Source organism: Bradyrhizobium sp. AC87j1 (genome assembly GCF_002936975.1).
GTDB lineage: Bacteria > Pseudomonadota > Alphaproteobacteria > Rhizobiales > Xanthobacteraceae > Bradyrhizobium > Bradyrhizobium shewense.
In genome coordinates, this window is sequence record NZ_PTFE01000106.1 from 1 (window position 1) to 24,557 (window position 24,557).

At 61.7% G+C, this 24,557-nt stretch carries 26 protein-coding genes and 1 pseudogene; 16 read left to right on the forward strand and 11 right to left on the reverse strand.

Annotation, left to right across the window (positions count from 1 at the left end):
- The first annotated feature begins 285 nt into the window (after positions 1-285).
- Genes CV770_RS34325 through CV770_RS34350 form a run of 7 tightly spaced genes read left to right on the forward strand, consistent with a single transcriptional unit; the run spans position 286 to position 5,867 of the window.
- Positions 286-1,113 (forward strand): hypothetical protein, encoded by an 828-nt coding sequence (locus CV770_RS34325; RefSeq protein ID WP_104465502.1) that lies wholly within the window; start codon positions 286-288, stop codon positions 1,111-1,113.
- A gap of 29 nt (positions 1,114-1,142) precedes the next feature.
- Complete coding sequence (locus CV770_RS34330) at positions 1,143-3,695, forward strand: hypothetical protein (RefSeq protein WP_104465503.1); 2,553 nt, start codon at positions 1,143-1,145, stop codon at positions 3,693-3,695.
- A 45-nt stretch (positions 3,696-3,740) separates the two neighbouring features.
- Entirely contained in the window at positions 3,741-4,490 is a 750-nt protein-coding gene (locus CV770_RS34335) for an NlpC/P60 family protein (RefSeq protein ID WP_104465504.1), read from the forward strand.
- 54 nt (positions 4,491-4,544) lie between these two features.
- Positions 4,545-5,063 carry a hypothetical protein gene (locus tag CV770_RS34340; RefSeq protein WP_104465505.1) on the forward strand — a complete coding sequence of 173 codons (519 nt, stop codon included), beginning with the start codon at positions 4,545-4,547 and terminating at the stop codon, positions 5,061-5,063.
- A gap of 6 nt (positions 5,064-5,069) precedes the next feature.
- A complete protein-coding gene (locus tag CV770_RS34345; RefSeq protein ID WP_104465506.1) occupies positions 5,070-5,321 on the forward strand; it encodes a hypothetical protein in 252 nt (83 codons plus the stop codon).
- 7 nt (positions 5,322-5,328) lie between these two features.
- Positions 5,329-5,496 (forward strand): hypothetical protein, encoded by a 168-nt coding sequence (locus tag CV770_RS42260; RefSeq protein WP_161500057.1) that lies wholly within the window; start codon positions 5,329-5,331, stop codon positions 5,494-5,496.
- 56 nt (positions 5,497-5,552) lie between these two features.
- Positions 5,553-5,867: a hypothetical protein gene (locus CV770_RS34350; protein ID WP_104465507.1), complete on the forward strand. Its 315-nt coding sequence runs from the start codon at positions 5,553-5,555 to the stop codon at positions 5,865-5,867.
- A 49-nt stretch (positions 5,868-5,916) separates the two neighbouring features.
- Here the strand turns inward: CV770_RS34350 and CV770_RS34355 are convergent, their stop codons facing one another.
- Both CV770_RS34355 and CV770_RS34360 read right to left on the reverse strand, forming a co-directional pair.
- The gene (locus tag CV770_RS34355) at positions 5,917-6,174 is read right to left on the reverse strand and encodes a hypothetical protein (protein ID WP_104465508.1); all 258 of its coding nucleotides are present in this window, start codon (positions 6,172-6,174) and stop codon (positions 5,917-5,919) included.
- Between the two features lie 307 nt (positions 6,175-6,481).
- Complete coding sequence (locus CV770_RS34360; RefSeq protein ID WP_104465509.1) at positions 6,482-8,137, reverse strand: recombinase family protein; 1,656 nt, start codon at positions 8,135-8,137, stop codon at positions 6,482-6,484.
- Positions 8,138-8,299: 162 nt separating this feature from the next.
- Between CV770_RS34360 and CV770_RS34365 the strand changes: the two genes are divergently transcribed.
- Positions 8,300-9,568 (forward strand): hypothetical protein, encoded by a 1,269-nt coding sequence (locus CV770_RS34365; RefSeq protein WP_146101411.1) that lies wholly within the window; start codon positions 8,300-8,302, stop codon positions 9,566-9,568.
- A 128-nt stretch (positions 9,569-9,696) separates the two neighbouring features.
- A complete protein-coding gene (locus CV770_RS34370; protein ID WP_146101412.1) occupies positions 9,697-9,966 on the forward strand; it encodes a hypothetical protein in 270 nt (89 codons plus the stop codon).
- Between the two features lie 116 nt (positions 9,967-10,082).
- On the opposite strand, the gene CV770_RS34375 is transcribed toward CV770_RS34370, so the two are convergent.
- Positions 10,083-10,793 (reverse strand): methyltransferase, encoded by a 711-nt coding sequence (locus tag CV770_RS34375; RefSeq protein WP_104465512.1) that lies wholly within the window; start codon positions 10,791-10,793, stop codon positions 10,083-10,085.
- A 249-nt stretch (positions 10,794-11,042) separates the two neighbouring features.
- On the opposite strand from CV770_RS34375, the gene CV770_RS34380 reads away from it, so the two are divergent.
- Together CV770_RS34380 and CV770_RS34385 are read left to right on the forward strand one after the other, a co-directional pair.
- Positions 11,043-11,663 carry a hypothetical protein gene (locus tag CV770_RS34380; RefSeq protein ID WP_245453939.1) on the forward strand — a complete coding sequence of 207 codons (621 nt, stop codon included), beginning with the start codon at positions 11,043-11,045 and terminating at the stop codon, positions 11,661-11,663.
- 129 nt (positions 11,664-11,792) lie between these two features.
- Positions 11,793-12,950: an MrcB family domain-containing protein gene (locus tag CV770_RS34385; protein WP_104465514.1), complete on the forward strand. Its 1,158-nt coding sequence runs from the start codon at positions 11,793-11,795 to the stop codon at positions 12,948-12,950.
- 78 nt (positions 12,951-13,028) lie between these two features.
- On the opposite strand, the gene CV770_RS34390 is transcribed toward CV770_RS34385, so the two are convergent.
- Positions 13,029-13,751: a DUF4393 domain-containing protein gene (locus CV770_RS34390; protein WP_161500058.1), complete on the reverse strand. Its 723-nt coding sequence runs from the start codon at positions 13,749-13,751 to the stop codon at positions 13,029-13,031.
- A 50-nt stretch (positions 13,752-13,801) separates the two neighbouring features.
- Positions 13,802-14,260, reverse strand: a complete 459-nt coding sequence (locus CV770_RS34395; protein ID WP_104465516.1) for a hypothetical protein — start codon at positions 14,258-14,260, stop codon at positions 13,802-13,804.
- A gap of 385 nt (positions 14,261-14,645) precedes the next feature.
- Between CV770_RS34395 and CV770_RS34400 the strand changes: the two genes are divergently transcribed.
- Positions 14,646-15,512: an outer membrane protein gene (locus CV770_RS34400; protein ID WP_245453941.1), complete on the forward strand. Its 867-nt coding sequence runs from the start codon at positions 14,646-14,648 to the stop codon at positions 15,510-15,512.
- A 29-nt stretch (positions 15,513-15,541) separates the two neighbouring features.
- Here CV770_RS34400 and CV770_RS34405 read toward each other — a convergent pair whose 3' ends face one another.
- Entirely contained in the window at positions 15,542-16,126 is a 585-nt protein-coding gene (locus CV770_RS34405) for a TetR/AcrR family transcriptional regulator (RefSeq protein ID WP_245453940.1), read from the reverse strand.
- Between the two features lie 163 nt (positions 16,127-16,289).
- Here CV770_RS34405 and CV770_RS34410 point away from each other — a divergent pair, with 163 nt between their 5' ends.
- Positions 16,290-17,255 carry an alpha/beta hydrolase fold domain-containing protein gene (locus CV770_RS34410; protein ID WP_201760167.1) on the forward strand — a complete coding sequence of 322 codons (966 nt, stop codon included), beginning with the start codon at positions 16,290-16,292 and terminating at the stop codon, positions 17,253-17,255.
- 139 nt (positions 17,256-17,394) lie between these two features.
- On the opposite strand, the gene CV770_RS34415 is transcribed toward CV770_RS34410, so the two are convergent.
- A complete protein-coding gene (locus tag CV770_RS34415; protein WP_092257446.1) occupies positions 17,395-17,634 on the reverse strand; it encodes a hypothetical protein in 240 nt (79 codons plus the stop codon).
- Between the two features lie 522 nt (positions 17,635-18,156).
- Between CV770_RS34415 and CV770_RS34420 the strand changes: the two genes are divergently transcribed.
- Both CV770_RS34420 and CV770_RS34425 read left to right on the forward strand, forming a co-directional pair.
- The gene (locus CV770_RS34420; RefSeq protein WP_104465522.1) at positions 18,157-19,128 is read left to right on the forward strand and encodes an SDR family NAD(P)-dependent oxidoreductase; all 972 of its coding nucleotides are present in this window, start codon (positions 18,157-18,159) and stop codon (positions 19,126-19,128) included.
- A 251-nt stretch (positions 19,129-19,379) separates the two neighbouring features.
- Positions 19,380-20,495 carry an alpha/beta hydrolase family protein gene (locus CV770_RS34425; RefSeq protein ID WP_104465520.1) on the forward strand — a complete coding sequence of 372 codons (1,116 nt, stop codon included), beginning with the start codon at positions 19,380-19,382 and terminating at the stop codon, positions 20,493-20,495.
- Positions 20,496-20,511: 16 nt separating this feature from the next.
- Here the strand turns inward: CV770_RS34425 and CV770_RS34430 are convergent, their stop codons facing one another.
- A complete protein-coding gene (locus CV770_RS34430; RefSeq protein ID WP_026202299.1) occupies positions 20,512-21,018 on the reverse strand; it encodes a MarR family winged helix-turn-helix transcriptional regulator in 507 nt (168 codons plus the stop codon).
- Between the two features lie 399 nt (positions 21,019-21,417).
- On the opposite strand from CV770_RS34430, the gene CV770_RS34435 reads away from it, so the two are divergent.
- Positions 21,418-22,974, forward strand: a complete 1,557-nt coding sequence (locus CV770_RS34435; RefSeq protein ID WP_104465521.1) for a porin — start codon at positions 21,418-21,420, stop codon at positions 22,972-22,974.
- Between the two features lie 319 nt (positions 22,975-23,293).
- Here the strand turns inward: CV770_RS34435 and CV770_RS34440 are convergent, their stop codons facing one another.
- The 3 genes and pseudogenes from CV770_RS34440 to CV770_RS34450 form a co-directional block, all read right to left on the reverse strand.
- Positions 23,294-23,836: a GcrA family cell cycle regulator gene (locus CV770_RS34440; RefSeq protein WP_201760168.1), complete on the reverse strand. Its 543-nt coding sequence runs from the start codon at positions 23,834-23,836 to the stop codon at positions 23,294-23,296.
- A gap of 72 nt (positions 23,837-23,908) precedes the next feature.
- On the reverse strand, positions 23,909-24,106 hold the full coding sequence (locus CV770_RS34445; RefSeq protein WP_007603456.1) for a hypothetical protein: 198 nt from the start codon (positions 24,104-24,106) through the stop codon (positions 23,909-23,911).
- A gap of 199 nt (positions 24,107-24,305) precedes the next feature.
- Positions 24,306-24,557: pseudogene (locus CV770_RS34450) on the reverse strand (acetamidase/formamidase family protein); the annotation flags it as partial.

Here is a 24,557-nt window from a genome sequence, read left to right on the forward strand (position 1 = left end):
GGTGGCAGTAATGCCGGCCTTGCCACGCCCGGCGGCCCCGGCTTTCCGGGGGTCTCTGCAAGCGGCGGCGCGGCTGGCTCTGGCGGGTCACTCTAGGGCAGCGTTGCCGGTGGCGCCGGCGGCAACGGCGGCGGTCCTGGCCAGGCCGGCAGCGGCGGATCAGGTGGCGGTTTGGCCGGCGCCGGCGGCCCAGCGGGCACCGCAATCGATGGCCGCAGTTTTATCGCGCTGACGCTTGGCTCCGGCGATATCCGCGGCGCCCAGATCAATTGAGAGAGATGTGAAATGACGCTAGCGCGGTTCGATCGCACGGTCACCGACAACCGTGGGGACGTCGTCGCCGGCGCCACGGTCACTGTGCGCCTGGAGATTCCGGGGCAGCCGCTGGCCCAGCTGTATTCGGACCGTGCCGGCACGACGCCGCTCGGCAACCCGATCACGACCGACCCCGACGGAAATTTTGGCTTCTTCGTCGGCGGCGGCGCCTATCAGATCGAGGTCGTGAACGGCGGTGACACCAGAACGCTGCGCTATGTCGGCATTGGCCTGGCGCAGGAGTCCGACATTCTCGTCACCGGCATGGTCGAGCGCACCTTCCTCGGCCCGGGCGATGTGACCATCACCAACAGCGATGCTGATGTCATTCTGATCAACAAGACCGTGGGAGCGCCGACGCGCGCCATCCTTCCGCTGTCCTCGAGCACCACGACCAAGAAGCGCATCGCCGATCGCAAATACGATGCGACGACCAACAACATCACCGTGGTGCCGTCGCGGCCGAGCACGGTGACGGTCACGATCGCCTCGCCTGCGGTATTCTCCAAGGTCGCGCATGGCCTGCCGTTGAACGCACCGGTGAGCTTAGAAACGTCGGGCGCGCTGCCGACTGGCCTTTTGCCCGACACGCAGTACTACATCAAGACCACGCCGACTCCTGACACCTTCACCGTGTCGGCGACGCCAGGCGGCGCGGCCATCAACACCACTGGCGGCCAATCCGGCACGCACAAGATGGGCACCGATACCATCATGGGCGGCGCTGCCTACGTCATCGATTCCAATGGCGGCTCGATCGAGCTGAAGCCGCTGGCCGACGGCACCGGCTGGATCTGATCTTCTCACCACAACTTATGGACTGAAACATGAAGCTTCGCGGCATCATCGCCTTGGCGTTCGCGCTGTCGTGCGCGCCGGCCTTCGGGCAAAGCAACCAGGGCGCCTCGCCCTTGTCGATCGCCAAGGGTGGCACTGCCGCGAGCACCGCTTCGGCAGCGCGCGCCTCGCTTGGCTTGACGATCGGCTCCGCTGTGCAGGCATGGGATGCAGATCTCGACGCGCTCGCAGCCTTGTCGGGTACGAACACGATCTATTACCGGTCGGGATCGAATACGTGGGCGGGCGTGACAATCGGCGGGATGCTCTCGTTCGTCGCCGGGACCTTGAACGTCGGCGATGCCGAGCTGGTTGCCCTGGCCGGCCTAACCAGTGCGGCCGACAAAGTGCCGTATTTCACCGGAGCGGGCACGGCGGCCGTCGCTGATTTCTCGTCTCTGGCGCGGACGCTGGTTGGCAACACCACTAACGCGCAAATGCGCTCGACGCTCGGCGTCGTGATCGGAACGGACGTCCAGGCGTTCGATGCGGATCTGTCGGCGCTCGCGGCGAATTCGACCGCGGGCTTTTGGGCCTATACCGGCGCCGGCACGGGCGCCGCGCGGACGCTGACTCCGCCTGCAGCCGGCTTTACGATCACCAATCCGGCCGGCACGGCTGGCAATCCGACCTTTGTTCTGGCAAACGACCTTGCCGCGCTCGAGGGCTTGAGCTCGACCGGCCTGGCGGCCCGTACCACGACCGATACCTGGGCGCAGCGCAGCCTGGTCCCGCCGGCGGCCGGCTTCACCATCACCGATGCGGCAGGCATTGCGGGCAATCCGACATTCGCTCTGTCAAATGATCTCGCCGCGCTCGAAGGCTTGGCCTCGACCGGCTTCGCGGTCCGTAGCGCGGCCGACACTTGGGCGCAGCGCGGCCTGGTGGCGCCAGCGGCGGGCTTTACCATCACCAATCCGGGCGGCATTGCCGGAGATCCGACGTTTGCACTCGCCAACGACCTCGCCGCAGTGGAGGGGCTTTCCTGCACCGGCGTTGCGATCCGGAGCGCGACGGATACCTGGCTATGCCGCACCATCGGAGGCACCGCGAACGAGATCACGGTGGCAAATGGTGACGGCGTCTCGGGTGCTCCGACGATATCGCTGCCGGCCGCGCTGACGTTCACGGGAAAGACCATCACGGGGGGCACCTTTGCCGGGCCGGCCATCAGCGGCTTTGCGAACTTCACCGGAGCGCGGCGGGACTCGACGCAGTCGACGCCGGCGCAAATTACGGCCGACCAGAACGACTACAATCCGTCCTCTGTCGTCTGCGCGACCTCCTCGACGCTGATCATCAATTCGGACGCGGCTCGCAACATCACCGGCGTCGCCGGCGGCGTCGCCGGCTGCGACCTGTTCCTGTTCAACAACGGATCTTTCGCGATCACGCTCAAGGATGGCAGCACGTCCTCGACAGCGGCGAACCGTCTTGATCTCGGTGCTGATTTTGTGTTGGCCTCGAAGGCCGCGGCGCACCTCAAATACGACGGCAATGCCTCGCGCTGGCGCAACACCACGGGCGCAGGCTCCGGCGGCGGCGGCTCTGGCACTGTCACGCAGGTCAACACCGACGGCTTCACCACCACCGGCGGGCCGATCACGACGTCGGGCACCATCGCGATTGCTGATACTTACAGGCGCAACGGGCTGATCGACCGCATCTATCTGTCCAAGGCCCTTGCGAGCTATCGGCGCGGTCTCAACACTTTCGCGGACGGGTTCAAGGCGAGTGATGGAATTGATGCCGGCGCGTCGTCGGTCTATGCCGTCAACAGCGGCTTCATAACTCCGTTCTCGAGCTACGTGACGCATTCGCCGTCGGCCGTCAACACCACGTTCACCCACACAGGCGGCGGAGCGGCGCAGGCGCAGCTCTATGACGGCAACGATACGACGCCCGCGGCGGATCCCGCCGGCCTAACATCATCAACGCAGGCTGCCTTCGATCTCGGCAGCGCCAAGGACATCACGCGCGTCCGCGTGATCACCGCTCCGAGCAACGGCTTTGGCAACACGATCACGTTCAACATTCAATATAGCGACACCAGCCTGACCACTGGCTTTACGACGGCCTCGACTATCGTCGTGCCGGCAGGCGTGTCGCAGTCAGTGACGCAAACCTTCGCCAGCGCGGGCGCACACCGCTACTGGCGCATCTTCTACGCCTCCGGCTCAGCGTCAGGTAACGCCTGGCTCGGCGAGCTGTCGTTCCAGGCGTCCAGCTTCGGCAACATGACGCTGGTAACAGCAGCGCACACTTTGGATTCCAGCGTGTCGTTCGGCCGCGTGCTGCTCGAATACGATGCGTCGGCTAGTCCTACTCTCAACACCGATCTGACTGCGGAAGTCACCTGTAACGGCGGCACGAATTGGGCATCGGCGACGCTGTCCTTGGTGACGACCAACGGGCAGGGCGGGCGTACCGTCGCAGAGACGCCCGACACGAGCTGCATTGCGGGCACTTCCTTTGCGGCGCGGATCAAGACGTTCAACAACAAAAACATCCCGATCCATGGCGTATCGGTGACGGTGCACTGACCGGCGTCGAGCAAGTCTAACCATCCCCTTGAGGAGCATTTCGACATGACCATTGCAGCCCTTGTGGCCGCGGCACCCTTGCGCATGGGCGCGAGCGGCGACGCTGTGAAGCAAGTTCAGTTCGCGCTGAAGGCGCGCGGATATCCTCTTAATGGCACAGGCTACTTCGGCCAGCAGACCGACGCGGCTGTCGAGGATTACCAGCGCCGCGCCGGCCTTCCGATCACTGGCGTGGTCGATGTCGCAACCGCCGGGCTGCTCGATCGCCCTGTGGTCTCGGCGCCGCCGGCGGTGCCGCTCTGGCTGTCCGTCTCGCTCGCCCATCTCGGCTTGAAGGAGGGCGCCGGCGCGGCCGACAATCCCGAGCTCGTGGCCGATATCCAGTCCGTCGCGCGAGACTACCAGCACGATGCAACGCCATGGTGCGCGGGCTGGGTTTCGTTCTGCCTTTCGCGCGCCGTCGAGAAGCCCTCGAGCCGGCCGCTGTGGGCGCTGTCCTATGCCGACACCAAGAGCGAGCCGGTGGTGCGCCTGGCTGGTCCTGCCGTCGGCGCCATCGCTGTCAAGACGCGCAACGGCGGCGGCCACGTCACCTTCGTCGCCGGTCGCACCCGGGACGGCGCGCTCGCGTGCTGCGGTGGCAACCAGAACGACCAGGTGAATGTCTCGCCGTACCGTCCCGACGTGTTTCTCGGCTTCTATTGGCCGAAGGGCGCGCCGCTGCCGGCATCCGTCGGCATGCTCGCTCTGCCGATCGTCACCACCGCCGGCAAGCCGGTGAAGAGCGAGACCTAGAATTTTCCGGGCGTAGCGGAACTCTACGCGCATCACAAACCAAAGAGGTGAACCATGAGGCGTTGTTTCAGCGCGGTTCTTGCCGCGTCCGTTCTGTTGTTATCTGCTCTATCAATCTCGCCGGCGCAGGCCGCTACGATCGATGTCGGCCAAGCCTTCACGGGCGGCCTGGTCGACGCCATCAACGGCGCCGTCGCCGCCGGCATTACCGCCGTGGTCGGCTGGGTGTCCTGGACCATCAAGGCCAAGTTCAACATCGATATCGAGGCCAAGCACCGCGAGGCGCTGACCGCGTTTCTCAATCGTCAGGCCTCAAGCCTGGTCGCGAAGGGCGCTGTCAAGGTGCAGGGCCTCAAGATCGAGGTTGGCAGCGATGCGCTCGCGGTCGCGGCCAACACCGCGCTGCACGCAATCCCGGATGCGCTGAAATTCTTTGGCCTAACGCCGGAGACCATCCAGAAGCGCATTCTCGACCTCTTACCGCAACAGCCCGCGGTGGCGCAGGCGCAGGCGATCGCGCTCGACGTCCACAACCCCGCGACGCCTAGCGGCGCGCCGGCGGCCGCGGCGTAAGCGCCCATGATCACCACAAGCGCGGTCACCGCATGGTTGGCCAAGGAGGGCGCCGCGCTTCTGCTCGGCGCTCTCGGCAAATTCCTGCTCGACCTCTGGAACGATCACCAGGCCGACCAGGCCCTGAAACAAGCCGGCGCCGCCGAAGTCGCAGCGAGGGTCAATGCCGAAACCGTGGAGACGATCGATGCAATGGACGAGGTTCGCCGCCCTTCCGACGATGCTGTTGCTGACAGCCTGCGATCCGATCAGTTCTGAGGTCGTGGTGAAAATCGTCTGCCCGCGCATCAACGAATACGACGCGGCAACCCAGGACAAGGCGCTCACCGAACTGCAGGCGCTGCCGAAGGACTCCGCGCTCCGGCTGTTCGTCGGCGACTACAAGCAACTGCGCGACCAGATCCGCGTCTGCCGATCGCGCGCTGCAGCTTAGCCCGCGCCACTTAGACGCTTCACATCGAAGGTTTTTGGAGAAGAGGGCGCGGGTGCATGGCCGAGAACGAGAAGACGGCGAGCGAAAAGCTTGTCAGCAATGTCGCGCTCACGCTTTGGGCGCGTGGGGCGATGATAGTGGCGACCAGTCTGATACTGCCCATCGCTCTGATGATCGGCAGTCGCGCCATCGGTAGCATCGACAAGCTCGGCGAAAAACTCGACCTGATGAAAGAGCAGGCGATCGAGCAGGCGGGCGAGATCAAGTCGCTGCGACAATTATCGAATTCGCAGCAGCAGCTTCTCGCCGATCATGAGATGCGAGTTCGGGCGTTGGAGCGCGGCACGATTGCCCCGGTTGCCAGACAGTGACCGCCGTTCCAGGCGACACCCCTAAAATAATGCTGCGATGAACGACGGCCTAGGCTCCAATACTCGATCCCTGCGCGTGAAGCTTGGTACGGTCGCCAGTCATTTCTTCCACATAGTCATCAATGGCGTTCATCAGCTTGTCGCGATCGGCGCGGCCGTCCTTCCTGCCGAACACAAGATAGTGGCGCAGCCGCCCCAGCTCGGCGAGGTCTGCTGCAACTGCCTCGGCCCGGGCGTCTTCCGCGCGCTGGCGCATGCGTTCGTCGTGCCATGCCTTCGCTGCCGCTCTGTTCTCCGCCTTGGTCATGGTCCAAAAATAGGAGCGAGTCGGAGAGCTGACCAGCCGCTGAGGCTTGTGGGTCGGAGCAGGCCAGTCGCAACTGATTGGTCAATACTGACAAAGGACCCATCTTATTTAATTTTGAAATACCGAAATTTCAATTGCTCCGTCGGGCAAAACAGGAGTTTATAGGGCACTGGCTCTAACCAAGAGAGGACCAGCGCAATGGCCGACGAAGTCGAAACTTCCGATCTGTCCAAGATCGCCAAGTTAAACGGAGATTTCAAAAGAAACTATGGTCCTCTGCTTGGCGCCTTTCTGTATCTGCGCTCGATCAGCGCTGTACGCCGTCGGCCTTGGTTTTGGAGCGGTTTGATTTCGATTGCTTCTGCTGCGGCTGTGGCTTGGTTGACGAAGAACGGTTTGAGCTGGCTAAGCGTCGACTAAGCGCCCGAAACAGATTATCAGCCGAGCTAAAGCATCGGATGCGGAGCTTTCCTCGCGCCAATCCTATCTCCGAAAATCTGAGGGTGTATCGATCTGTAACGCTCGTCGGGAGCAGCAAGTAATCGAGTATCGAACTATTGTTCTCTCCCAGCCTGATCGCGACGATCCATCCAGTAGGCAACCGGCGACGCTGTATTACCCAGTATTGCCGGTGGCCTCCAATGCGGCCGGAGCTCCACCGCGCGATGCGGAAGCCGACGTTTTCCGTGCCGTTCACCAACAGGCGCCGCTCTGCGGGCATGGAGACGACCGCACCGCTAGCTTCCAGCTTGCTAGCCACACGGGAAACAAGGTTGGCCAACACTCCAAGCCATTTAGGCCGAGCGTCGAGAAAGTCGGACTTATACGGTGAAGTATACCCAACCAGTTTGTAGACATTTTTGAGGGTACCGAAATGTTTGGTGTATGTATGCGGGCAAGGCAAACCCTTCGTTTCGCTTATGATGGTTTGGCTAATCCGCCCTTCCTTCAGAAAAACCTTGCGAAGCCGAGCCAACATCTCTTCTTCCGACAGATTTAGACGCCGCTCCTCGATGATTTGATTCACCTTGAAGAAGACATCGCGCGCAATGATTGGTTCGATGCAGCCTTCAGTCCTAATCCAAGCCTCCGGAGGATTGTCTACGGCCTGTCCCCCTAATTTTTTTGAACGGCGGTTGTAGACTAGGACTCCAATGTACTTCTCGTTTTTGAGGATCGTGCTGATCAACGATCCTCGCCAACGACCACCGTCATATGCAGGAACTCGATGTCGGTTCAATTCGCGAGCAATTGCCTGCTCTGACTTCAAGGTTAAGAACCGCTGGAAGATCCACTTAACGATTCCCACCTCAATTGCTTCTCCGGGGCGGAGCCTCACGTGATCAGTAACGAGGTACTTGCGCGCGCCACTTTCGAGAACGCCCTTCGACTGCAAATTCTTGTCGAATAACTCTCGCTGCAAGGCGTAACCGACCTTGCCCCCCACGAGAAAGCCTGAGCGTGAAAATCGGCACGCTCCGGCGTACACCTTCACCGACAGTTCGCGACTGTACTCGGCTGCCATTACTCGCTTGAGGTTCTTCACGATGTTGGAGAGCATGCTGCCGTCATTCTCGAACTGCTCGGCGCAATAGACGACCTTGATGCCGGCTTTCTTGCAGGCAAATTCGTAGTGCGCGCTCTCGTCCGAATCTTGAAACCTTCCCCAGCGTGTAACGTCGTAGACCAATATCCAAGCGAAATCCGCCCGCCCTGTCGTGACATCATCAATGAGCTGAGTGAGGCCTGCCCTGTTCCTAATGCGAAGGCCGCTTTCGCCTTCGTCGCGGTAGGTCCGAACGATGGCGAGCCTGTGCGCCAGGGCATAGGCGCCGATAACAGCCGCTTGGTTCTGAATGGAGTATTGCTGTCTGTCGGTTGACATGCGGACGTATTGAGCAGCTCGGCACATCATTTGAGCTGTAGGGAGACTAGACTTTCGAACGACAAGTTCGTTGCCCATGCTGGCTCTCGGGCGGCACCGACCACGCCATCAAATGCCACCTTAGGCTTATAGGCAAGAGCGTTAACGCGGGTACTATAGTGTTCTGCAACTAACGCTTGCTATCGAGCATAAGTTGCGTCAAACGTTGGTTCCTCGTGCTTTGCCTGGGGCCGGCGACCGTTGGAAACATCAAGTCTTCGCAGTGCGTTACTGGGACTGGCGGTTGCCGCTGGCTCCGTCGCTGTGCTTGCGCATGGCCTGCTCGGCCTGGGCTCCAAGTTCACAGGACTCGCATTGGTTGTGCCGCTAGCGTTGCTGGTCGGGATGGCGCCCTGGCGTGAGATTCGCCCCAATCTTTGCGACGGGCTTGCCGCTGCGCTGGCGGTCTGTATCGCGGTGGCGTGCCTCTTAAATGGTTATTCGGACTTGAAGGAGTTGGTCCTCCTCGTCGTGACCCTGACGCATTATGGCGCGGGCCGGCTTGCGCCAGTGCGCGACGCGCGTCGAGGTGTGCTGACGGTCGGCGCGATTGTCGTCGCGGTCGGGACGCTTGCGACGACGGTTGCACTCGCCGAGCAATGGTCGGATCATCACGGCAAGCCCTATGTGTTCGGCGAGTTCGATGCGGCGCCGGCGCAGTTCGCCATGCTGCTTGGCGTCGTCGTAATCGCCGCCGTGACGTCCGACCGGCTGCCGCGCATGGCGTTCGCTGGGATTAGTATGCTTGCGGTACTGGCTGCGGCAGTGTTTGCAGCGTCCATGGTGCGGTTCTCGCTGCTCGCCCTTGAGCTGGCTGCGCTCGCCGGCGCGCTTCTGTGCGAGGGCGCGGCGCGGCGGCGTGGTCTGGTGTTAGTGGCGTTGCTCGCCGTTGCGATAGGCGCGGGTGCCACCGCCCGCTGGAGTGCGGCCTCAGTTTATGGGCGGCATCTTTTGACCGCAACGGGCGTTACCACGGTTGCGCCGGACGCTCGAATGCTGGCTCCGGTCGCGGTTGGCTGCCCCGCGGTCGATTTCGACAACTCGATCGCGATCCGCAAGCAGCTGCTGGCCGACGCTTTGCGGATCTTGCCTGAAGCAGGGCCATTCGGAATCGGCGCTGGAGGCTTTGCCGTCCACAGCTGCGTGCCGGGTCTCGGCGCGCATAATAGCTTCGTCGAGGTCGCCATCGAGTTCGGCTGGCTTGCCGGTCTGCTCCTGATCGCGTCGGTCTCCGCCGCATGGCGCTCAGTGACTCCGCTTGCCCGCGTGCTGGCTGATTACCGCTTCGTGGCCTGCATGACGTTGTTCGTTGTGTTGCTGAGCCTGGCGCATGGACGAATCAGTCGCGATTTCGTTCTGCTGCTCACGCTCGGCCTCGCCGGGCATCTGCGGGCCACCAGGAGTGCCGTCGCGCAAACTTGGATGCTGCGCGGCCTTGTACCGTGGCCATTGCGGAGGCCGGTCGGTTGAGGCGTGTGGATCCTGCGGCCGAGGTTGCCCTGGTCGTCATGTTCGCTTGTCACCTCCTGTTTACGCCAGTCGCAGTCTGGGCTGCGCTGAGCGCTGCCGGCCCGCGCCCGCATGGGCGTGTCGTCGAGATGCTTGATTTCGAACCGGTCGACGGCAAGCTGAGGGCGCAGACCTTTCGGCTGATGCGCAGCAACTCGCTAGCGGCGGATGACGATCGGGCCATCCTCGTCGAATTGTCAGGAGGCCGGCTCCGCCAGCTCGAACGGTCGCTCTGGTCGCTCAACGAGCGCGCATCTCACAACCTCTATCGCTTTGTCATCATGACGCGGCCGCCGGACGGCATTGTGGGTAAGCGTTACTGGATCGTGGTACCGGATTCCGGAAAACCCTGGGGATGAGCAGAATACTCTTGGCAAATTCAATCGTTCGATTACCAACAATGGCGTGTCTGCCGTCCGCTGCGGATGTGCTCGGCATGGGCGGGCGGCATCGACCACTCTGAGTCTCAGGCTTTTCAGGAGACTTTGGCGGCCCAACTGGGGACGTTCGCGCCCTTCTTTATGATCCCGATAAAATAGAACTCGCTCTCGCGTGTAAGCTCTTTGTGGTCGCCGTGAGTAAACACAATTTCAAGGCCCGCTGCGTCGATCATCTCGCGGAAGGTCTCAACGGTCGAACCGCGATTGTTCTCCTGAAGAACGATCACGCCGTCGTCGGCTAGGTATGGGTGTATCGTATTGAAGAACTCCCGGTGGATGGACCAATCAGGGTCGTGAGCGCGGATATCTCCTTCATACTGGTCAATGAAGTGGGGCGGATTGCTCACCACCAAGTTCCAGCGCTCGCTTTTGGGTATATTCCGCAGATTGTTGGACTCGTAAACTGAGACGCGATCCTCAAGGTGGTTCAGCCTGACCGTGTTCTTGCAGCGGGTCACCGCCGCGGGATTGATGTCGGCCAGGCACAGCGTTTCGCACAGACCGTGCCCCAGCATCGAAAAGCCGATGAACGCCGGTCCCGCGCACCACTCGAAGAGGCGAGGCTGTTTAGGCATTCCACGGGAGCGCAGAAACGGGATGAAGTCTTGGCCGAACTCGATACCGCCTCCATCGAGCTCGCTCTTGTACTCGACCGTGATCCCACCAAGGACGACGCGCTTCGCCGGCCTTATTCGGCGCAGTGCCGGCCTCACAAAGCCATGCTCGATCGTATGCAGAACGCCCATCGATTTCACCGTAAAACTGAGCCGGACCCGACGACGCGCTAAAGCCCGCGTGCCAAAGGCCACTAAAAGCGAGACAACCGCAAATTGTTTCAGTAGATTGCTGATTGTTGCTTAGGTGTCAATTTGCGGTGCGGTATGCGCGAGGTTCTGAGGGCAATCCCTCAAGTTCGAAGACTAAATTATCGTGCGAGACGCTTCCTGCGGGGGGCGAGAGGCGAGGGGGATGAGACCGAAATTCTGAGCGGACTTGTGGCCAAAGAGTCCGCCCCGCGAACGTTCGTAGAGTTCGGCTTTCATCCGGTCGCCTTCAACTGCGCCGCGTTTGCCTATAACCCAAACTGGCAGGGGCTGCTGATTGACGGTTCGGCCGACCAGGTGCAGGACGCAAAAGTCTTGCTGCCCAAGTGGCTGGATATTCGCAATTGCTTTATCTCGCTGAACAATCTCGACTTCATTCGAGAAAAGTTTGCAGCGCTCGGCATTCTCTCGATCGATGTCGATGGTAATGATTATTGGTTTCTAGAGCAGCTGATCGGAGTCAATCCGTCGGTCATCTCTGTAGAATATAACGCCAGCTTCGGGCCCAACTCGGTGACCGTTCCATACGATCCCGGGTTCAGCCGTTTACAGAAGCACGCTTCGGGCTGGTATCATGGGGCTTCGCTGACAGCGCTCGCCAAACTTTGCTCTCGGACCGGCTACGGATTGGCAGCAGTATCGTCCTACGGCGCCAATGCCTTCTTTACCAGATCCGGCAACCTTGATCCCTTGACCGCGTGGCGGCCTAATTTGGCTCGGGATCGGTGGTCGGGCATCTCGGCAGAGCATCAGTGGAAGGCAATAAGGGACCTCCCTCTTCAATCAGTGTAGAGCTTATGCGCCGGTTATTAGGCAGGGCACTGCAATCGCCCGCGCTTGATCCAATCGTTGACCCGCTTGTCAAACACCTCTCGGTGGCCATGATGGACACATTGTGCGGAATCGCCAGAAGGGAATCAGGTGAGCCTGAACGAAATTATCAACGAGGTGCGAGCGGGTTGGCCAGCTTACCGAGAGACAGGGAAGGTATCGAAGACGCACGTCGAATACACGCGAGTGGTTCGGAATTTTCCTCAAGAACTCGAGCGGCACGCGGATCTCGGGCGCTCCTACCTCATCGAAGGCTCCACAGGTAAAGGTTACATCACCGCTGCGCCGTGGGTGGCAACGTTTGACCGTAGTGTCACGACTTCGGCAACCCAAGGCTTCTATCTGGTCTATCTCTTCTCAATAGACCTGAGGCGGCTCTATCTATCTCTAGCCTTCGGCACCACCCAGTTCGCGGCATACTTCGGCAACGTGCAGGAGCGTCATCTTGCGCTTCGAGCCGCCGCGATACACCTTGGCAGATTGATACCGCCGGGAAGATTGCTTCGTTTCGAACCGTTGAATCTGGCCGCTGAGCCCAGCGACCGGATGCATTACGACTACGAGCAATCGAGCATCGCTACGATAGAGTACGATTTGGATGCGTTGCCGGACGAGGCGCAGCTCGTCGACCACTACGTGTACATGCTGGAAGTGTATAGGAACCTCGTTACTAATCCGCTCCTGCCTGATTTGCAGCAGCTCCTCGAGGCGGAAATTGCGCCTGCCGAAGTACAGGCGTTGCCAGAAGTCAGAATCTTCGAGCCCAGGCCGCCGCGCCCAACTAGAGCGACGGGCTCAGGAAACGGACGCTATCGTTTGTCGAAGGAGTCAAAAAAGGTCGGAGATGCCGGCGAGCAGATCGTGTTCGACTACGAGATCCAGAGAGTTCTCCGGCTCGGTTTTGATGAGACAGACGTAAGGTGGCTTGCGAGGGACGGTGAAACCCCTGGATGGGACATCACCTCTCGTAACGCTGCCGGCGAGACGATTTACATTGAGGTGAAAGCGAGCGTCGGACCGAAAATTGATACGCTTTTGATTACCGCCAATGAGTGGGCCGCAGCGCTCGTGCATGGTCCTCGCTATTATATCTACCTTGTGACCGATGTACTCAAGGAAGCGCCCGTCATCGAGATCATCGAAGGTCCTGTGGAGCTCGAAAATTTAGGCCAGCTTTCTGCAAGGGCCGCAGTCTGGGCCCTCGATCTGGCTCCCAGGTTGCCACCGGCCGACCCTGTTCCAGAATAAAAGGCACAGATCAAATACCTGGGGCAGGGTGGCGTGGTTCACAATCAGAACATTGCAGGGGTGCGGATGGAGCTTTTCTTAAACGTCATTCACCGGCGCTGCGGCGCGCATGAACTGCTTCCCCCACGGCGTCAGGAAATACTCGCTGAATGTCCGGAGTCCCGTCTGCTTGCCATCGGTGATGATGGGGTCGCCCGCGCGTACCGGTTGTTCCGAAATCAAGCCGAGCTGGACCAGGCGGGTGAGGCTGGTATGACCGTTTTCGGGATGCGCTAGGCCGTCCGGCAGGTCGAGTTTCTCAATAACCGCACGCTCGAAAAGCGAACGCCCGTAGTCCAGCCTTTGCGTGAAGATTAGCCCGATCGGCCCGGCCGCGAGCGCCTTGAGGAGCTTGGCCTCATCAGACGACAGCGATCTAATTATCGACGCGAACGCGGGATGCACGTCCTGGATCCGTGCCTCGTTCATAGAGGCCGAGAGCAATTCCGAGAACATGGCGTCAATGTCTGTGCCTTCCGGCTCGTACCGAATTGCCTCGATAATGGGCCCAAGCACTTGGGGCGGCGGGGTGATTCGGTGCGCCTCTGGAACGCGTCGCACCGAATTGTCTAGGAAATGTCGAAGGCGGTCCTGCAGGGCGCCTGCAAGCTGGATCGGCGCCAGCGCAAGCTGCACGGTCTTGACAATGTCCTGCAAAACTTCGCCCGTTTGCCGAGCCGGAGGGGCAAGCGCCTCCTTTACGGGAAGCTGTTTAGCGATCTCCGTCGCTACGGCGACGGTTAAGTCTGTTTCAGTCGTCACTTTGCTCACCCTGTTTGGCTGGTTGCTTAGCGAAACATCTCGAGTAGAGGTCAACTGTTCTTGCTGAGCAGGAGCGCTCGCAACGCGGCATGCGTGGTCGGGTGGATCTCGCTGACCGCTTTATTGATGTCGTCATCCCAAGCGACGGATGCAAAGAACTCCGCGCGCGGGTTCCCTGAGATGGTCCGCGAGCGCTTGGTGATGCCAGCCAGAATGCCGCGAATATCGCTGAGCTCCCAACCCAGCTTTTTGAGGACCTTGCCCACATTGAAGCGCGCCTCTGCCCGCGCGATCTCGGTTAAAAGAAGCCGGGTCTTGTCGCTCACCCCGTCCAGAAACTTTCGCATCTCGTTCAAGGAAAACTGGGTCGCTGACGTACCGGAGTGTTCCTGCGAATCCGAGCCCGATTCGTGGGCATGACCGATCCCGAGCGCACCCAGGATTTCCGATCGGGTGGCTGGTGAGAACCTCTTGAAGGTCGCCGCCGAAAGGTAGAGCCCGTCAGACATGCATGTATCCTATGATTAGTATGAAATGTACAATATTTATGTATCATGGTGTTTGTGGTTCGCAAGTGGGCCGGAAGCGAGTTTACACCCGGCTTAAATAGCGCTGGACTACCAATGGGGTCGGGAGGTGCCGGTTTGCAATTTAGTTCAATGCTTTTAGTGACTTGCCTCCGCCTGGGAGACTAGGGGTCGGAGGTTCAAATCCTCTCGCTCCGACCATTTTTCAAAGAATCAAATTCCTTTTCGGGCGGGTTTACCGCGGGCCGCACGTTTGCGGGTTGCAACGTTCCGCGAGTGTTGCCCTTGCGTCACAGCGTGCAGCGTCAACATGATCTAAGAATTTCGGGCGCGTTTGGAATCGCGAAGGGGGCGTCCCGTGAGAAGAGTGCTGGCCGCTGTAGCAGTCTTGGCGAGTGTCGCGTCGGGGGCGGAAGCTGCTGACCAAAGCCCTTCATTTTTCACGAAAGCGCGTACGGGCGACTCTAGCCCAAGCTGGACGGGATTTTATGTAGGCGGCAACGTTGGCGGCGCATGGGCAAACCGGTCTGTGGGTTTTACGAGTGACGCCGCTTCCGCTTTCCTTTTCAATCCCGGAGTTCCGCTTGTAGCTCCGTTTGCGGGGCAGGTTGCTCTCAGCGCTCACGATTTTTCGATGAATGGCGTAACGGGAGGTTTGCAAGCGGGCTACAATTGGCAGCTGGGTGGCAAATGGCTCGTCGGCGTTGAAGGTGACTTGAGCGCATCCAGCTTGCGCGGAAGCGGTCGCGAAACGGTGCCGCTTTCGGCCCCAGCTTTCACACAGACCATCTCGGCCGAGCAAAAGATTGATTGGTGGGGGAGTATTCGTGGGCGCCTGGGGGCGCTGGTCTCGCCTAGCGTTCTTCTGTATGGGACCGGCGGCTTCGCTTTTGGTCGGGTCGCGACATTTGACGACTACATCGTAAACGGACCGCCTGCAGGCTTCAGTATCTCCGTCAGCGGCACTTCATTTGCCTGTACAACGGGATTGACTTGCTTCACGGGGAGCAATTCCCGCATTCAGACCGGCTGGACGCTGGGTGGAGGCGGCGAATGGCGCTTTGCGCCTCGTTGGAGCTTCAAGGCCGAATATCTTTACGTCGACCTCGGCAAATCGTCAGTGACGGCCAACGCACTCGCAACGGGCATTGGCCCGAACCTGTCCAGATACACGGCGAATTTCGGCCGGGCGGATTTCCACGTGGCGCGAGTGGGCGTGAACTATCATTTTTGAGCCTCGGATCAGATCTCTGTAAGGGCTACCTACCTCAAATATCCCACCACCATCCGCGTCGTCTCGTCCACCAGCGTCCGCACCATCTTCTGCGACAGCATCTCGGGTCCGTTCAGCACCGTGTTGTGCGCGACCGCCTCGATCGAACTGACGCAGACGAGGGTCGCCACATCGAGGTCGATCTTGCGCATCTCCTTGCGGCGGCTTTCGAGATAGGTTCGTACTAACGTTTGGACCTCGCGGTTGAAGGCTTCGACGTCTTTGAGCTGGCCGGTGCGCGGGATCTGTTCGGCGAGCACCCGGTGCAGTTTCGGGTCGATGCGGTGGGCTTCGATCGCGACGCTGACGAGTTTTCGCACGGCCTTGTCGATCGGCAGGTCGGCGACCTCGGTCAGCGCCGTCCGGACGAGGCCCATGATCTCCTCGTTGTGACGATCGATCACGGCGGCGACGAGCGCCTCCTTGCTCGGAAAATACTGGTACAGCGAGCCGACGCTGACGCCCGCGATCTCGGCGATGCGGTTGGTGCTGGCCTTCTCGAAACCGTCGCGGACAAGAATGCGAGCGGTCGCCTCGACCAGCGCGTCGACGGTGGCGCGTGATCGCGCCTGCAAGGCGTTTTTCCGGGGTTTTGTCGGCGGCGTTCGCGCCATGGGCTTTGCGATCCGAATGCGAGTAGGAAAAGCGAGCGAATGCTCGCATTATACGCGCATATGGCGACCTGTCGGCAAGCCTCTTCGTCGCCATATGGATGCCCAGCCAGGCGGAGAACTGACCATGAGCATCGCAAGGATCGTGTCGGCCCTGCAGTTTTGTCCAGATCTTTGCGCACCCCGGAGCCGCGAGCCCGGGCCGAGCCTGCAGAGCCGCGGCTTCAACGCGCTGCTCGCCCTGCTGCCCTACAAGCAGCAGCTGGCATCAGCCGAAGCGGTGCACGCGCATGTGCAGAAGCTCGCCTTGCAGCCGGCCTCGTTCGAGCCGACGGGGCTTGGTCGTGGTGTCGAGGCGACGCTGACGAAGATGGGCGGCTGGCCAGTCTATTACACCGCGCCGTCGTCGGGGCATGAGGGCTGCAATTTCGTGATGTTCCTGCACGGTGGCGGCTTCATCAACGAGATCGTGCCGGCGCATTGGCGCCTCATAGGCCAGATGACGCGCAAGGCGCGCGTCGTCTGCGTCGTGCCGATCTATCCGCTGGCGCCGCGCGCCACCGCGAAGGACGTCGTGCCGGCGACGGGCGAGCTGCTGCGGATGCTGCTGGAGGATGCCGGCGCTGCAAAGGTCACGGTCGTCGGCAATTCTGCCGGAGCTGGCCTCGCGCTCGCCGCGTGCCAATGGCTGCGCGATCGCGGTCATCGGCAGCCGAACCAGATGGTGCTGATCTCGCCGGCGGCTGATGCATCGGTCAGCCGCCCGGAGCAGCTCGCGATTGCGGCGCGCGATCCGATCCAGGACATTCCGGGCATCGTCGAGACGGGGCGGCTCTACGCCGGCGAGCTCGATATCGGTCATCCCTTCGTCAGCCCGCTCAATGGCGGTTTCCGTTTCCTCGCGCCGATGACGATCTTCGCAGGGACGCGCGATCTGCTTTACCCCGACAGCGTCGATCTCGCCGAGCGGGCGAGGGCCGTGGGCGTGCCGGTCGATCTGCATCTGCTGCGTGACCAGCCGCACAATTACGCGCTGATGCCGACGCCGGAGGGGCGCAAAGCGCGGGCGCTCATCATGCGCGCGGTGGCGTGATGGGAGAAGCGTGTGACCGTGGTCACAGGGCGCGCGCCGCCTCGCTGGGGCTTGGCGCTGGCAGTGCCCGCGAAGGGACAAGCGGCCCCCGGGCGTTTCCTCATATCCGTAGTCTTCGGATCAGTAGTTTTGCGGGGCCTTAGGCGTGGCCCTTGATCTCGTAATGGCCGGGCACGCATTTGTACCGATCCAGGCGCCAATTGGCGTGATAGATCGGATGCTCGCCCATCCATTTCGCCAACGGCGCCTGTGCGCCGATCGCACACTGCATCAATGACATCTCGGGCGTCATGTTGCTGTCGGTCACGATTTCCTCGATGCAACTGCCTGAGCTGGCTGCACTCAGCCGGCAGAGCACGGCAACGACGGTCACGAACATTCCTGTCACCTCATCGGTAGTTTCAGACCACGAAGAGGATGCAAGCGGAGTGCCAGAGCCTGTGACACGCAAACAACACGCTGGCCTGGCCGACTCGACCCAGCGTCCGGAGTCCATTTGACGATTCGGATTGTAAAAAAATTACACATAAACCGAAGCCGGACAAATACGGGAACCGGGCACTTTTGCCCCGACTGCGGCGGAAGCGCCGCGGGCGCTCTCTCGCAACGCCGGGCTATCGCGTGTGCTTCCGGCGACGATTGAGCAAGCGCCTCACCCTGAGGGCCCGCCAACGGCGGGCGTGTCGAAGGATGTGCCGCGGGCGAGGCTGCCTCACATGCAACAACCGCGTAGCGACTGCACCGGGGCTGCCAATAGTCCGCGCGCCGAAATAACTGATGCCGAAGATTGCCTCGCCGATCCGCTTTCATTTGCGGATGCGGCGCTGCTACATTTCGTGCGCGCTCCAGTGAGTGCGCGATGACGAAGAAACATACCGACAAGGGAGGGGCCGAAAGTCCCATGAAGGATTTCGCAGGAAAGATCGCAGTCATCACCGGCGGCGGCACGGGAATGGGGCGCGAACTCGCGCGGCAACTCGTGGCCGAGGGCTGCAATGTCGCGATGTGCGACGTCTCCGAGGCGGCGATGGCCGAGACCAAGCGGCTCTGCGAGGTCGAGAAGCTGCCGCAGGGCCTGCGCATCACGACGCATGTCGCCGACGTCTCGATCGAGGATCATCTGAAGCGCTTTCGCGATGAGCTCGCCGAGCAGCAGAAGACGGACAGGATCCACCTGCTGTTCAACAATGCCGGCATCGGCGGCGGCGGCAGCCTGTTCACCAACACGCGCGAGCAATGGGAGCGCACCTTCAACATCTGCTGGGGCGGCGTCTATCTCGGCGTGCGCACGTTCCTGCCGATGCTGGTCGCGGCGGACGAGGCCCACATCGTCAACACCGCGAGCGTCAACGGCTTCTGGGCCTCGATCGGCATGGGGCAGGCGCACACCGCCTACAGCTCGGCCAAGTTCGCTGTGAAGGGATTTACCGAGGCGCTGATCAACGACCTTCGCCTGCACGCGCCGCACGTCAAATGCTCGGTGGTGATGCCCGGCCACATCGGCACCTCGATCGTCTCCAATTCACGCAAGGTGCAGAGCGCCGACGGATCGGAGCGGCTCAACGCGGACGAGGTCGTGCTGACCCGCAAGCGGATGGTCGCGGCCGGCGTGCCGGATGCCGACAAGATGTCGGACGAGGACATCCAGGCGGCGTTCGCGGAGCGCGCCCGCAGCTTCCTGGAGGATGCGCCGACCACGGCTGCGCAAGCCGCGAAGATCATCCTCGACGGGGTCAAGGCGGAGCGCTGGCGCATCCTCGTCGGCGAGGACGCTGGGCGACTCGACGAACGCGTGCGCGCCACGCCGGAGCAGGCCTACGACCGCGCCTTCTACGAAAGTTTTACGCAGGAGGTCGGCTGGCGGCTCGGTTGAGATCGCCTCGAAAGGCGCGCCGATATAGGTATGATAATCATCATGGCAAGAGGCGCGCAGGTAATTGTACGTGCCACCTCCTGCCAATGTTTATCGCCTTATGACCAATTGGAATGTCACGCATGCGAGGGGACCGTTTCGTTCAAGCGATGGTGATCTCGAACGGCTCTCATTCGGTGCACGGCTGCTTGGTCGGTCAATTGAAATAGTCTACTCAATCAGGGATAACGCGATGATAGAGCGTAGCTCCGATGATTCCCGCATGCCTCTCCGACGACTGGATCCTTTGCCCGGAGCGGGAGGACATCTCCGCTGAATTTGCGCGGCTCTTGACCGCGGCCCAGGAGGGCGGCGCCACGATCGCCGAATGCCTGATGATCGCGCGGCAGCTGAAGCGCGGTGACGACCGGTCCTGGCATCGCGAGTGGAAGAAGCTGGCGCAGGCCAATCGGCAGCGCGCCGAGGCCGCGTTCGCTGAAGGCCACATGGCGAGCGCGCAGCGCAACTGGCTGCGCGCCATGAACTACTACGGTGCGGCGGCGATGCCGCTCGACCCGGCCGACGAGCGCCGCTGGGTTGCCGTGCTTGCGATGCAGGAATGCGCCCGCCGCTATCTCGCGGCGCGCGGGCCCGCCGGCGAAGTCGTGACGATCCCCTGGCTCGACGGACATGCGTTGCAGGGCTACTTCCTTCCTGCGCCATCGGGAAGCGGACGGGCTCCGACCGTGATCTGCATCGGCGAGCCCGGCCATCGCAAGGAGGAATTCCTGTTCAAGCTCGTGCCGCATGCGCGCGAGCGTGGATTCTCGATGCTGGCGCTCGACCTGCTCGGCGACCAGCGCGACGACTATCTCGACGCGCTGTTGCGGCGGCGGGATCTCGAGAGCGCGATTCCCGGTGTCATGGACTATCTGGAGACGCGCGGCGACATCGATTTCGCCCGGGTCGGGATCATCGCCGACGGCTGGGGCTCGTCCTTCGTGGCGCGTGCGGTGTTGCAGGAGCCGCGGCTTGCCGCCGCCGTCTGCGACGGCGGGCTGTGGGACCTGCACGAGCGGGCCTTCTTTGCCAGCCGATTCGCGATGAGCGACGTCAGCATCGTGCCGGTGCCGCATGCGCCGCTGATGGCCTCCAGCGCCGACTGTCCGGTCCTGATCACGCTCGGCGAGGACGGCTGGCTCAAGGCCGACCGGGCGCGTCAGATCGTCGAGAGCTCCCGGCTCGCCACCTCGGATGTCATGCTGAAGGTGTTCACCGCGGCGGAGACCGGCGCGGCGCAGGCCCACGCGGACAATCCGAGCCTTGCCAACGAATACATCTTCGATTGGCTCGAATCTCGGCTCAGCACTGCCGCGCGGCGGATCTGAGCACCGCACCAACGCTTCAAAAGTCGAGCGAGATCCGGACGCAGGCTTTCTGGAGGCGGTTCTTCAGCGTCGCCAGCTTGCCGGTGAATTCCGTCAATTCGTTCTCGTCGAACTCCTGGAAGACGAATTCGCGGATCGTCTTGTACTGCTCGTTGAGGCTTGCGATGTGCTTCTGGGTCTTGTCGGTCAGGGACAGCCGGACCACCCTGGCGTCGGTCGGCGAGGGGCGACGGCGGAGCAGGCCCTTCTTTTCGAGCAGCTTGGACTGGGTGGTGACGAAGGACGGATCGACGTGGAGGAGCTTGGAGACCACGTTGACCGGAATGCCGTCGTCCTTGTCGAGGTCGGAGATGGCCATCAGGATCAGCCATTGCGGACCGCTGATGCCGAGCGTCTTCGCCCAGAACTGACGCAGCTCCTCCAGATACATGTTGATCGACGATATCTCCCAGGTGAAGCGTCTGATGATATCCAGATTGCCGATCGAGCGCAGGCGCGCTCCTTCTTTCCTCGTCGCGGACACAGCGTCACTCCCGTGAACCGATTGTTCAGGCCGGTGTTCGTGGAGGGCCATAGTCCACGCAAGCCTGCTCTGACGCAAGTGCAGGGCAGGGTAATTTCGTCACTAAAACTACAAAGATGATCAGCTCAGCGATTGGCCCGGCGCCGGTGTTGCGCGCGGGGCACAGGTTTAGCGAAAACCGGAAAGATGACTTAATAAAGTATTTTGATTAGCGAACGACGCAGGCATATTAGTTCCTGACGGTGGGGGGTCTCGATCGTCCCGTTGCAGGTGGTTCGCTCACGTTGCTCGCGTCGAAGCGGGTGTGTCCGAAAGCGGCCGAGCGGATTGATAGAGACGGGGATCTTGGGGGGCCTCACGGTCCGGTCTCCGTAAAATGAGCAACTTGGAGGTTTTAAGATGAAAGTGGTGAAGAGCCTTTTGCTCGGCACTGCGGCGGGTCTGATCGCCGTCGGTGGAGCCCAGGCGGCCGATCTTCCGGTCAAGGCCAAGGCAGTCGAGTACGTCAAGATCTGCACGCTGTACGGCGCGGGCTTCTACTACATCCCGGGCAGCGACACCTGCATCAAGCTGGGCGGCTATGTGCGTGCCGAAGTGGCGCTCAACGCCGGCGGCAACTACAGCGCCCAGTACAACGGCGTGTTCGCGGCCAACAACCGCCTCACCAACTACTACTCGATGCGCGCTCGTGAAGACCTCAACATCGACACGCGCACCGCGACCGAGTACGGCGTGGTCCGCACCTATTTCGACGCGGTCTTCACCTGGACGACCGGCAGCTATGGCGGGACCGGTTCGGGCACGGGTGCGACCCAGTACAGCGGCACGATCGGCCTCAACGCGGCCGGCACCGGCCTGACCGGCTCGAGCGGCGGCAACATCAACGGCACCGACGGCAACACCTCGGGCGGTGCGCTCGGCGTCTATTACGCCTTCATCCAGTTTGCCGGCTTCACCATGGGTAAGGCCGTGTCGCAGTTCGACGCGCCCTGGATCAACTATCCCGGCAACAATTTCGACCAGCTCGTCGGCGGCAGCGGCACCACCAACGGCGTGACCCAGTTCACCTACACCGCCGATTTCGGTCAGGGCATCACGGCTGCATTCTCGGCGCAGGACCAGACGCAGGTGTTCCAGACCAACGTCTGGAACACGGCCGGCATGTCCACCACCGGCGTTCTCGGCGGTGCGTACGGCTCGAACGACCTCGGCGGCACCCGCGCGCCCGATCTCGTCGCCATGGTTCGCGTCGAGCAGGCCTGGGGCCTGTTCCAGGCGTCGGTCGCCGCGCACGACAACCATGTTGCCTATTACGGTGCGACCGAAACCACCGGTCATCCCGAAGACAAATGGGGCTGGGCCGTTCAGCTCGCGTTGGGCATCAAGAACATCCCGACCGGCGCCGGCGACGTGATCAACATCTCGGGCGTCTACACCGAGGGTGCGAGCCGCTACAACTTCCAGGAGCTGGCGGCGACCAGCTACTCGATGTTCGGCAGCTCGAATGCTGCGTATCAGAGCATCGGCTTCGCCGGCGTGTCCGACGCGGTGTTCGGACCAGGCGGCCAGCTCGAGCTGACCAAGACCTACGGCTTCCGGGGTGCCTTCACCCACAACTGGAGCCCGTACTGGAACACGGCGCTCTACGGCGCGTGGGCTGCGGTCAACTACAGCGGCACGGCGAAGGGCCTGATCTGCGGCAGCGCGGCGTTCGCCACCCTGACTGGCACCTGCAACCCGGACTTCAACATCGGCCAGGTCGGCGTCATCACCCGCTGGACGCCGGTGAAGAACCTGACCTTCTCGGCTGACTTCACCTACAGCCATCTCGACCAGAAGTATTCGGGCGTGATCACGACCGGAGCACTGACGGGCGTCGCCAAGCCGGCGGCGACCTACGAGCTGAAGGACCAGGACACCTACAGCATGTTGCTGCGCGCCCAGCGCAACTGGTAAGCTTAACGTCCCTCGATGCGACAGGGCCCCGGCGGGAGACCGCCGGGGCTTTTTGTTTGCGGAGATCTTCGCAATCCGTCCGTCCGTGCAGACGGCGAACACGAGCTATGCGATTCAATCGCCTCAGATTTATTTACTTACATGAGTTACTAAGCTATATATCTCCAAGCCAAATACGAAAGTTGCGGCTCTTAGCTTCACGCTAAGCCTCCAGAAACCTCCGGCGATGCCCCGCCGGAGGTTTTTCGTTTTTGGGAGGCACAGCGTTTTCGAGCGAAGTGGATACCGGTTCGCGTCAAGAAAACGCGTCAAACAGATACTAACCGCGCATCACGCGGGCGCGTGAGTTCGGCCGGTAGGCGAGGCGGCTGTGGCCGGCGCAATAGGGCTGAGCGTCGGGCGCGGCATTGCCGCAGAAGCAGAAATCCTCGGCGCCCGGCGTCGAGATCGGCCAACGGCAGCGGTTCTCGGCCAGCTCCATCAGCGAGCAGCGATTGGCGTCGTCGATCGGACCTGTGGCCACGGGTGCGTCGGTGTCGCCATAGATCGTGGCGAGCATCTCATATTGCAGCCGCGGCACGGCTCTCGGCGCCCGCGCCGGCCTGTCCTGAACCTTGCGCTCGTCGATGGTGCGGCCGCGCGTGAGATTGAGGCGGGACAGCTTGCCGATCACCGCGTTGCGGCTGACGCCGATGTCGGCGGCGATCTCGCGGCAGGAGAGGCCGGCCTCGAAATGCCGCTTCAGAAGTTCGATGCGCTCGTCGGTCCAGGTTTTTGAGGAATAAGTCGTCGCGGAATAAGTGCTTGAGGAAGACGTCGGCGCAGAACAGGTCGGTGGAGACGTTGGTGAGAGAACAGGCATGTGTCACGGTCCCAGGTTGCAGATGTGGCCATCCGCCTTCCGAGATCCGTCCGCCTCACGTTCGGCGCGCGCTCACGTTCTGCCGTTGTCGCGAATCGACAAAAGCCCGTCCTTGATGGCGAGACGGATGCCTTCCTCGATCAGGGTACGTGCGACGCCGGGAACGCTGGTGCCGTGGGTGCCCTGTCTCACCAGCTTCTCCAGGTAGGTGATGGTCGAGAGCGCCAAGGTTACGGGAATACGGTCAGTCTCGGCTTTTTCGGTGGCCATGGCCGAACGCTAGCCTCTTACTCGGGTACATAAAAGTAACGATTAAGACTCTATTTAGGTTCGGGGGTGGAAGTCAAATCCCGGCTCGGCCGGTGCATCAGCTCGTTGGAATCGCTGGAGAAGTTCGGCATGGCCGGGCGCGCCGCGCGAAACATCGGGCGGCGGCGTGGCGTCGACAGGTCGGGGAAGGGCGGCCGGCTCAGCCGTGCACGATCGCCTTTTCGATCATGCAATGGATGCCCTTGGCGCCGTTGACGGTCTGGGTCACCCTGAGATCGGCGGCCAGGCTGCACAGCGTGTAGGCATCCTCGCGCGACAGGTTTCGCCGCTCGCCGAGCAGCGCGATCATGTCGCGCAACGCGCGCACCACGCACTGGTCGAGGTCGGGATCCATCGCCATGGTCATGTAGTGGGTCGCCGTCTCGGCGCGTGGATAGTCGAACTTCAGGTC